This window comes from Micromonospora sp. S4605 (assembly GCF_003176715.1).
Taxonomy (GTDB): Bacteria; Actinomycetota; Actinomycetes; order Mycobacteriales; family Micromonosporaceae; genus Micromonospora; species Micromonospora echinaurantiaca.
The window spans coordinates 1-8369 of the sequence record NZ_QGSW01000434.1; the positions used below are offsets into that span (position 1 = coordinate 1).

The 8369-nt window shown below is 74.3% G+C and carries 9 protein-coding genes; 2 read left to right on the top strand and 7 right to left on the bottom strand.

Going from position 1 to position 8369, the window contains the following annotated elements:
- Both DLJ47_RS33365 and DLJ47_RS33370 read left to right on the top strand, forming a co-directional pair.
- Window positions 1-525 (top strand): CAP domain-containing protein (locus DLJ47_RS33365; protein WP_146228264.1); only part of this gene is annotated, 525 nt, incomplete at its 5' end.
- Window positions 526-634: 109 nt separating this feature from the next.
- Window positions 635-1477, top strand: a complete 843-nt coding sequence (locus DLJ47_RS33370; RefSeq protein WP_109906111.1) for an endo alpha-1,4 polygalactosaminidase — start codon at window positions 635-637, stop codon at window positions 1475-1477.
- Window positions 1478-1694: 217 nt separating this feature from the next.
- Here DLJ47_RS33370 and DLJ47_RS33375 read toward each other — a convergent pair whose 3' ends face one another.
- From DLJ47_RS33375 to DLJ47_RS33405, 7 genes are all read right to left on the bottom strand, one after another.
- Window positions 1695-3914 carry an MMPL family transporter gene (locus tag DLJ47_RS33375; RefSeq protein ID WP_109906099.1) on the bottom strand — a complete coding sequence of 740 codons (2220 nt, stop codon included), beginning with the start codon at window positions 3912-3914 and terminating at the stop codon, window positions 1695-1697.
- Window positions 3915-4135: 221 nt separating this feature from the next.
- Window positions 4136-4993 (bottom strand): bifunctional DNA-formamidopyrimidine glycosylase/DNA-(apurinic or apyrimidinic site) lyase, encoded by an 858-nt coding sequence (mutM, locus tag DLJ47_RS33380; protein ID WP_109906101.1) that lies wholly within the window; start codon window positions 4991-4993, stop codon window positions 4136-4138.
- Entirely contained in the window at window positions 4986-5831 is an 846-nt protein-coding gene (gene rnc, locus DLJ47_RS33385; protein ID WP_109906103.1) for a ribonuclease III, read from the bottom strand. Before rnc ends, mutM begins: the two co-directional genes overlap by 8 nt.
- Complete coding sequence (locus tag DLJ47_RS33390; RefSeq protein ID WP_233258158.1) at window positions 5828-6796, bottom strand: phosphate acyltransferase PlsX; 969 nt, start codon at window positions 6794-6796, stop codon at window positions 5828-5830. Before DLJ47_RS33390 ends, rnc begins: the two co-directional genes overlap by 4 nt.
- A gap of 125 nt (window positions 6797-6921) precedes the next feature.
- Complete coding sequence (gene rpmF, locus DLJ47_RS33395) at window positions 6922-7095, bottom strand: 50S ribosomal protein L32 (RefSeq protein ID WP_012181392.1); 174 nt, start codon at window positions 7093-7095, stop codon at window positions 6922-6924.
- A gap of 5 nt (window positions 7096-7100) precedes the next feature.
- Window positions 7101-7664 (bottom strand): YceD family protein, encoded by a 564-nt coding sequence (locus DLJ47_RS33400; RefSeq protein WP_109906107.1) that lies wholly within the window; start codon window positions 7662-7664, stop codon window positions 7101-7103.
- 111 nt (window positions 7665-7775) lie between these two features.
- Complete coding sequence (locus DLJ47_RS33405) at window positions 7776-8273, bottom strand: hypothetical protein (RefSeq protein ID WP_109906109.1); 498 nt, start codon at window positions 8271-8273, stop codon at window positions 7776-7778.
- Window positions 8274-8369: the final 96 nt, after the last annotated feature.

Sequence of the window (8369 nt, forward strand, 5' to 3'; positions counted from 1 at the left end):
AGATGTGTAATAAGAGACACGTCTCCGACGAAGGCCACCAAGCCCAAGCCGGCGCCCGCCCGGACCACGGCGCCCTCGCGCCGGAGCCCCGAGCGCAGCACCGCGCCGGCCGGCGGCGCCGGTGTCGCCCCGGGCGGCAGCGTCAGCAGCCAGGCCCGCGAGGTGGTCAACCTGGTCAACGCGGAGCGGGCGAAGGCCGGCTGCGGCGCGCTGAGCATCGACGACAAGCTGATGACCGCGGCCCAGCGGCACAGCCAGGACCAGGCCGACCACCGGAACATGTCGCACACCGGCAGCGACGGCAGCGACGCCGGCGACCGGCTGGACCGGGTCGGCTACTCCTGGCGCACCTACGGCGAGAACGTCGCCTGGAACCAGAAGACCCCGGCCGCGGTGATGGACGCCTGGATGAACAGCTCCGGTCACCGGGCCAACATCCTGAACTGCGCCTTCACCGAGATCGGCGTGGGCGTGGCCAGCAGCAACGGGCCGTACTGGACGCAGGTCTTCGCCGCGCCGCGCTGACCGGCTGCGAATCGTGGTCGGGTCCGTGCTCGTTTGACCGGGTGAGGTACGCCGGACAGGGCGTACCGGCTCGGGCGGTGGGATGCCGCCCGCGACCCGGGAGCTGCCGATGCGGATCCGGCCGCGTACGCGCGCCGTCGGGCGCGCCCTGCGCCGGGCGCTGCTTGCCTGCCTGGCGCTCGCGCTGGCGGTCCCGCTGTACGCCTGCCGGGTCGAGCTGGCCCGGCCCGGCGCGCCGACCACCTGGCCGGCCGAGTCGGTCCGCCGCTGGCAGTGGCAGTGGCAGCTGACCGGGGCGCTGGACCCGGGGGTGGACGCGGACGTCTTCCTGCTCGACCCGGTGGCCACCACCGCGGCGCAGACCGCCGAGCTGCGCTCCCGGGACCGTCGGCTGGTCTGCCAGGTGCACGTCGGGTCGGTCCTGCCCACCGATCCGGACGCGGACCGCTTCCCGGCGCGGGTGCGCGGCACCGCGTCCCGCCGCCCGGAGAGCCGCTGGCTGGACGTCCGGCAGTGGGACACGCTGCGGCCGGTGCTGGCCGACCGGTTCCGGCTCTGCCGGGGCAAGGGGTTCGACGCGGTGGCGCTGGCCGACGCCGACGGCTACGCGCACCGGTCCGGTTTCCCGCTGGACTTCGACGACGCGCTGCTGTTCAACCGCCGGCTGGCCGAGCTGGCCCGCGCGCTGGACCTCTCCCCCGGCCTGCTCGGCAACACCGAGCAGCTGACCGCGCTGGCGCCGGACTTCGACTTCGCGGTGGACGAGGAGTGCGTACGGCTGCGCCGGTGCGCGAAGCTGCTGCCGTTCGCCGAGGCCGGCAAGCCGGTCTTCCACGTCGAGTACACCGGCACGACCGAGGACTTCTGCGTGGAGACGGTCGGCTACGGCTTCGCCTCGATCCGCAAGGACCGTGACCTCGACGCCTGGCGGGTCGCCTGCCCGGTGCTCTGACCGGTTCGCGCTGGGCGGCCGTCCTGCTGACCGATGGTCGCGCCGGGCGGGGTCGCGCTGACCGCCCTCGCGCTGACCGGCGTCGTGCCGAGCGGCGGTCGTGCCGAGCAGCCGTCGCGCTGAATGCCAGGCCGGACCGCGCGGCCCGGGTCGGGCGGAGCTGTCGGCGCGGCCGGGCCGGACCGCGTGGTGCGGTCCGGCCCTGGAGCGGGGTCGGTCAGCGGACGCCGACCAGTTCCGGCGCGGGCGCCGGCGGTTCGGTCGGGGCCGCCGCGGCGCGCGGGCGCAGGAAGCGCGGCGCCCACCAGTTGGCGTCCCCGAGCATGGTCATCAGCGCCGGGAGCACCACCGCGCGGATGATCGTGGCGTCCAGCAGGATCGCCGCCGCCAGGCCGATCCCGAGCTGCTTGAAATCGATCATGCTCAGCGTCGCGAAGATCGAGAAGACGCCGACCATCACGATCGCCGCGCTGGTCACCACCCCGGCCGACGAGGTGATGCCGTACGCCACCGCCTCCCGGTTGGGCATGCCGGCCCGGATCCCCTCGCGGATCCGGCTGACCACGAAGACGTGGTAGTCCATCGAGAGCCCGAAGAGCACCACGAACAGGAAAAGCGGCAGCCAGGCCACGATCGCGCCCATCGAGGTGAAGCCGAGCAGGCCCTCGGCCCAGTCACCCTGGAAGACCAGCACCAGCAGGCCGTACGCGGCGCCGGCGGAGAGCAGGTTGAGCAGGATCGAGCTGAGCGCGATCACCACCGAGCGGAAGGTCAGCACCATCACCAGGAAGGTCAGCACCAGCACGAAGCCCACCACGATCGGCAGCTTGTCCCGGACGTGCTGCGCGTAGTCCTCGCTGGCGGCGATGTCGCCACCGACCGCGTACTGCACGCCGGGAACCCCGCCGAGCGCGGCCGGGACGAGGTCGTCGCGGAGCCGGTCCAGCGACTGCCCGGCCTCGGCGTCCCGGCTGGTGTACGGGGTGGCGACGGTCAGCACCGACACCCGCCCGTCGTCCGAGACCCGGATCTTCGGGCCGTCCGCCTCGGTCGGCGCGAAGAGCGGGTCGGCCGACGCCCGGGCGGCCAGCCCGGTCAACGCCGCCGACACCCGGTCGGCCTCGGCGGCCGGCGCCCGGACCGCCACGGTGTGGCTGGTGCCGTTGCTCGGGAAGGCCGCGGTGAGCCGGTCGTACGCCTGCATCGCCGCCGTACTGCGCGGCACGTCCTCCATGCCGGGGAACTTCAGCTTCATGCCCAGCGCGGGCACGGCGAGGGCGAGCAGCAGCCCCACCGAGATCACCAGGGTGGCCACCGGAGCACGCAGCGCGGGCTTCAGCACGGCCGGCCAGAACCGGGGCCTGGCGGGCTCGCCGTGCCGCCCGGTACGCGGCGCGGTCAGCCGCCACAGCAGCGGCACCCGGGGCCGGTCGACCCAGCGCCCGAGCTTGGCCAGCAGCGCCGGCAGCACGGTCAGCGAGCCGGTCACCGCGACCGCGACCACCAGGATCGAGCCCACCGCGAGGGAGGAGAAGACCACGTCACCGGCGAGCAGCAGCCCGGCCATCGAGATGATCACGGCGAAGCCGGAGACCACCACGGCGTGCCCGGAGGTCTCCGCGGCGATCTCCACCGCGTCCAGGCCCGACCGACCCTTGGCCCGCTCCTCCCGCTCGCGCCGCACGTAGAACAGCGAGTAGTCCACCCCGACCGCCATGCCGATCAGCAGGATCACGCTGGCCGTCGTGTCGGTCGCGGGCACCAGGTGCGAGGCGAGGGTGGAGAGCCCCATCGCGGCGGCCACCGAGGAGAGCGCCAGCAGCACCGGCACGCCGGCGGCGATCAACGCGCCGAACGCGATGATCAGGATGGCCAGGGTCACCGGCAGGCTGAGCAGTTCGGCGCGCTTGAAGTCCTTGCCGAGCGTGTCGTCCAGCGCCTTGTTGATCGACGGACCGCCGACCTGCTCGATCCGCAGCTGCGGGTGCCCGTCCTGCACCTGGGCGGTGGCGTCGCGCAGCGGCTGCACCCGGTCGGCGGCGGTCTCCGGGTCGCCGGACATGGTGATCGGCAGCAGCACCGCGGAGCCGTCCCGGGCCGGCACCGGCTCCCCGACGGAGGCGACCCCGGTCACCGAGCGCAGCCGGGCCGCCGCGTCGTCGGCCGCCGCCTTCGCGGCGGTCTGGTCCAGGGTGCCGCCGCGCGGGGTGATGAGGATGTTCTCCGTCGCCGGGTCGTCGAAGTTGCCGGCCTCCACGATCACGCCGGCCCGGCCGGACTCACCGATGGCCTGGTCGGCCGAGGTGGCCTCGTTGAGCCCGGCGGCGCTGCCCCCGACGAAGCACACCGCCACGAACACCACCCACATCGCGATGGCGCGCCACGGATGCTCCGCGCTCCAGCGTGCCAACCGCACCGTCACCGGTCTTGCCCCCATCACGGGTCCCCCTGTCACGTCAACCCCCTGTCAACGGAGCTGACGCTATGGGCGCGACGGGGTCGGGACATCAGGGAACGGCCCCGGTCCGGCCCGGAACCTGTGCGCGCCCACACCGGGCGTCGCGACCGCGCCGAGCGGGTGCAGCCGTACGCCACACCGGATCCTTCCCGGACCGGTCCGGGGCGACGCGCCGACGGCGACCCGGATCCGGCTCGGGGTCATCCCCGAAGCGACCCCCGAGGGCGGGGCTGGCAGCGCGGGCAACTGAACGACGACCGGTTCATGAACGCCTCGCGGCGGATCGGCGCGCCGCACCGGCGGCAGGGCAGGCCCTCGCGGCCGTAGACGTTCAGCGCCCGGTCGAAGTAGCCGCTCTCGCCGTTGACGTTGACATACAGGGCGTCGAAGCTGGTCCCACCCTCCTTGATGGCCTCACCGAGCACGTCCCGGACGTGCCCGAGCAGCCGCAGCGCGGCCGGCCGGGTGAGCGCGTCGGTGGGCCGGGCGCCGTGCAGGCGGGCCCGCCAGAGCGCCTCGTCGGCGTAGATGTTGCCCACCCCGGAGAGCAGGGTCTGGTCCAGCAGCGCCCGCTTCACCTCGGTACGTCTCCGACGCAGCGCGGCGACGAACTCGGCGTCGGAGAACTGCGGGTCCATCGGGTCCCGGGCGATGTGCGCGATCTCCGCCGGCAGCTCCGCCCCGCCGGCCGAGACGGACAGCCCGCCGAACGTGCGCTGGTCGACGAAGCGCAGCTCGGGGCCGTCGTCGGCGAACCGGAACCGGATCCGCAGGTGGGTCTCGTCGGGCGCGTCGGCGGGCTGCAGCAGCAGCTGCCCGGACATGCCGAGGTGCCCGATCACCGCGTCCCCGCTGTCCAGCGGGAGCCAGAGGTACTTGCCGCGGCGGCGGACGTCGAGCACGGTCCGCCCGGCCAGCACGTCGGCGAAGTGCGCGCCGCCGGGGGCGTGCCGGCGCACCGCACGCGGGTGGCGCACCTCGACCGAGGCGATCCGCCGGCCGGTGACCCACTGGGCCAGGCCCTGCCGGACCGTCTCCACCTCGGGCAGCTCAGGCACGGCGGGCGCCCGTCCCGGCCGCGCCGGACGCGGTGTCGGCGGTGCCCGGAGCCGCGTCGGCGGCCTCGGCGGCCTCAGCCAGCTCGGCGGCGGCAGCCGCCCGCTGCCGCGCCGCCTGCTCCTGCTCCGCCTGCTCGGTCAGCGTCCGCCAGGCCGACTCGGCGGCCCGCTGCTCGGCCTCCTTCTTGCTCCGCCCCTCGGCGCCGCCGTAGCGGTTGCCGGCCACCACCACCCACGCGGTGAAGGTCTTCAGGTGGTCCGGTCCGGTGCCCTCGATGCGGTACTCCGGCACGCCCAGCCCGCGCGACGCGGTCAGCTCCTGCAGGCTGGTCTTCCAGTCCAGCGCCGCGCCCCGCCCGGCCGACTCGGCCATCAGCGGGTCGAACAGCTTGTGGATCACCGCGGCGGCGGTGTCCAGGCCGTACTGGAGGTAGATCGCGCCGAGCAGCGCCTCGAGCGTGTCGGCCAGGATGCTGGCCTTGTCCCGGCCGCCGGTGGTCTCCTCGCCCTTGCCGAGCAGGAGGTAGGCGCCGAGCCCGTCCGGGCCCAGTCCGCGGGCCACGTCGGCCAGCGCGCGCATGTTCACCACGCTGGCCCGCAGCTTGGCCAGCTGGCCCTCGGGCAGGTCGGGGTGGTTGTGGAAGAGCGCCGTGGTGATCACCACGCCGAGCACCGAGTCGCCGAGGAACTCCAGCCGCTCGTTGGTGGGCAGGCCGCCGTTCTCGTACGCGTACGAGCGGTGGGTCAGCGCCCGTTCCAGCAGTTCCGGGTCCAGCGTGACGCCGAACGCCGCCTCCAGGTGACCGACGGACGCCCGCCGCCGCTTGTCGTTGGTCATAGTGTGCGTACCTCGGTGTCGGTGGTGCGGTCGATGCGGTCCGCCGCGGCGTCGAGCAGCGTGCAGACCAGGTCGGCGGCGCCCCGCCGCCACAGGTGGGCGGCGAGCGCGATGCCGGAGGCCACGTCGTCGGCCCGGGCGGCGCCGTGGCACACGACCACGGTCCCGGCCACCCCGAGCAGGGCGGCCGCCCGCGGCGCCCCGCCGCCGGCCGGTGGTCCGCCGGCCATCGCGTACGCGCCCTCGATCGCCTTGAGCAGCACGTTACCGGTGAACCCGTCGGTGACCACCACGTCGGCGCGGGTGCCGAGGGAGACGTCGAAGCCCTCGACGAGGCCGACGTAGCGGCCGCCGCAGGGTAGCGGCTCGGCGGCCAGCAGCGGGTCGGCGTGCCGGCGGAGGCGGTCGCCCTTGCCCGCCTCGGTGCCGACGGAGAGCAGCCCGACCCGGGGCTCGGCGACGGCGTGCGCGACCGCCGCGTAGGCGGCGCCGAGCATGGCGTGCCGGGCGAGGGTGGCCGGGCGCGGGTCCAGCGAGCCGCCGACGTCGAGCAGCACGACCGGGCCGGCGACCGCCGGAAGGGTGGCGACCAGGGCCGGCTGGCGGACGTCCGACCAGCGGCCGAGGCCGAGCGCGGCGGCGGTGACGGTGGCGCCGGTCGAGCCGGCGGAGACCAGCGCGTCGGCGGCACCGTCGCGGACGGCGGTGACGGCGGCCCGGACGGTGCTGTGCGCGCGGGCGGCGCTGGGATGGTCGGCCATGCCGACGGCCGCGCGGACCGGTCGGACGGCGACCCGGGCACGCTGCGCCGGGTCGAGTGCGGCGATCAACTCGCCGGCGGCCTCGGCCGGGCCGACGAGCAGCAGGTGCAGGTCGGGGTCGGCGCGTACGGCCCGCAGAGCGCCGTCAACCACGACGGCGGGAGCGTCGTCCCCGCCGAGGAGGTCAACGGCGATCCGCGCGATGCCCGGCTCCGCCGGAACGCCGGCCGGAGCAGGCCGGCCGGCGTTCGTGGGAGCCGGGGCACCGGGCGTTCGCCAGGGCGCGCGCGCCGCCCGACCCGGGGTCGGGGGCGTCACTCGGCGTCCGGTCAGACCTCGAGGACCTGACGGCCGTTGTAGGTGCCGCAGACGGAGCAGGCGGCGTGCGGCAGCTTCGCGGACTTGCACTGCGGGCAGGCCACGGTCGCGACCGCCGCGGTCTTCCACTGCGCCCGGCGGGACCGGGTGTTGCTGCGCGACATCTTGCGCTTGGGGACGGCCACGGTTCTTACTCCTCTTTACGGGTCAGTTGCGACAGGCCCGCCCAACGCGGGTCGATCTGCTGGTGACTGTGGTCGGCCGGCAGCTCGTCCCGGTGCACCCCGCACTCGGGGCACAAGCCTGGGCAGTCCTCCCGGCAGCGCGGGTTGGTCGGCAGTGTGAGCACCACCGCGTCCCGCAGCGCCGGCTCCAGGTCGATCAGGTCTCCCTGCATCCGGCCCACCTCGTCCTCGTCGGTCGTGGTGTCCGTGGTGCTGTTCTCGTACGCGTACAGCTCCTGGATCCGCACGACCACCGAGTCGTTGATCTCGCGCAGGCAGCGCCCGCACTCGCCCCGGACGGGACCGCTGACGGTGCCCGAGACGAGCACGCCCTCGGACACCGACTCCAACCTCAGGTCGAGGTCGAGGTCCGCGCCCTCCGGCACGCCGATCAACTCCACGCCGAGGTCCGCCGGTGCCGGCACCACCCGCTTGACCGTACGCAACGCACCAGGCCGGCGCGGCAGCTCCCTCGTGTCGAGGACCAGCGGCGACCTGGGGTTGAGTGGTGAAGGCGTGTGTTTGGGCATAGTCAGACTCCGGCCGGTGAGAGGCCGACAAACGAGGTTACCTGGGCGACCGCCGAACCGTCGAACCGGGGGCGACGCCCGCGCCGCCCCTGCCGGCTGCTGTGGTGCCGGTCAGAAGGGTAGCGGGCGCTCCGCCTCGTCGCCGGCGAAGGTGCCGATCTCTCGCAGCGCGTGCATCTTGTCGCGCCCGCGCTCGATCGAGGCCAACGCCCGGGTGAGGAACTGCTCGAAGTTGGCCAGCGCGGTGTCGACGTAGTCGTCGACCTCCTCGCGCAGCCGCTGCGCCTCGGCGCGGGCCTCGGCGATGATCCGGGCGCCCTCGTGCTCGGCGGAGACGGTGATCTCGTTCACCGAGACCAGGCGGGCGTGTTCCGCCTCACCCTCGCTGATGATCCGGTCGGCCTCGCGCTTGCCGGCCTCCATGATCTTGTCCCGCTCCTCCAGGAGGGCGGCCGCCCGGCGCAGGTCGGCGGGAAGTTCGGCGCGCAACTCCTCGAGTGCCGCGATCATCTCACCCCGGTCGACCATGCAGTTGTTGCGCGACATCGGGACGGAACGGGCCGTCTCCACCATGGCGATCAGTTCGTCGATGCGGTCGAGCGGGTCCACCGGTACCTCACTCCTGTCGTTCGTACGGCCGACCTACATCATGCGGGCTGCGGCCCGGTTCCCGCTCCACCCATCATCACCCGCACCATCCACCAC

What these genes read in the sequence shown, in the direction of transcription:
- DLJ47_RS33370 (WP_109906111.1), top strand. Translation starts at nt 635, where the DNA reads ATGCGGATCCGGCCGCGTACGCGCGCCGTCGGGCGCGCCCTGCGCCGG.
- DLJ47_RS33375 (WP_109906099.1), bottom strand. Translation starts at nt 3,914, where the DNA reads ATGGGGGCAAGACCGGTGACGGTGCGGTTGGCACGCTGGAGCGCGGAG.
- rnc (WP_109906103.1), bottom strand. Translation starts at nt 5,831, where the DNA reads ATGACCAACGACAAGCGGCGGCGGGCGTCCGTCGGTCACCTGGAGGCG.
- DLJ47_RS33400 (WP_109906107.1), bottom strand. Translation starts at nt 7,664, where the DNA reads ATGCCCAAACACACGCCTTCACCACTCAACCCCAGGTCGCCGCTGGTC.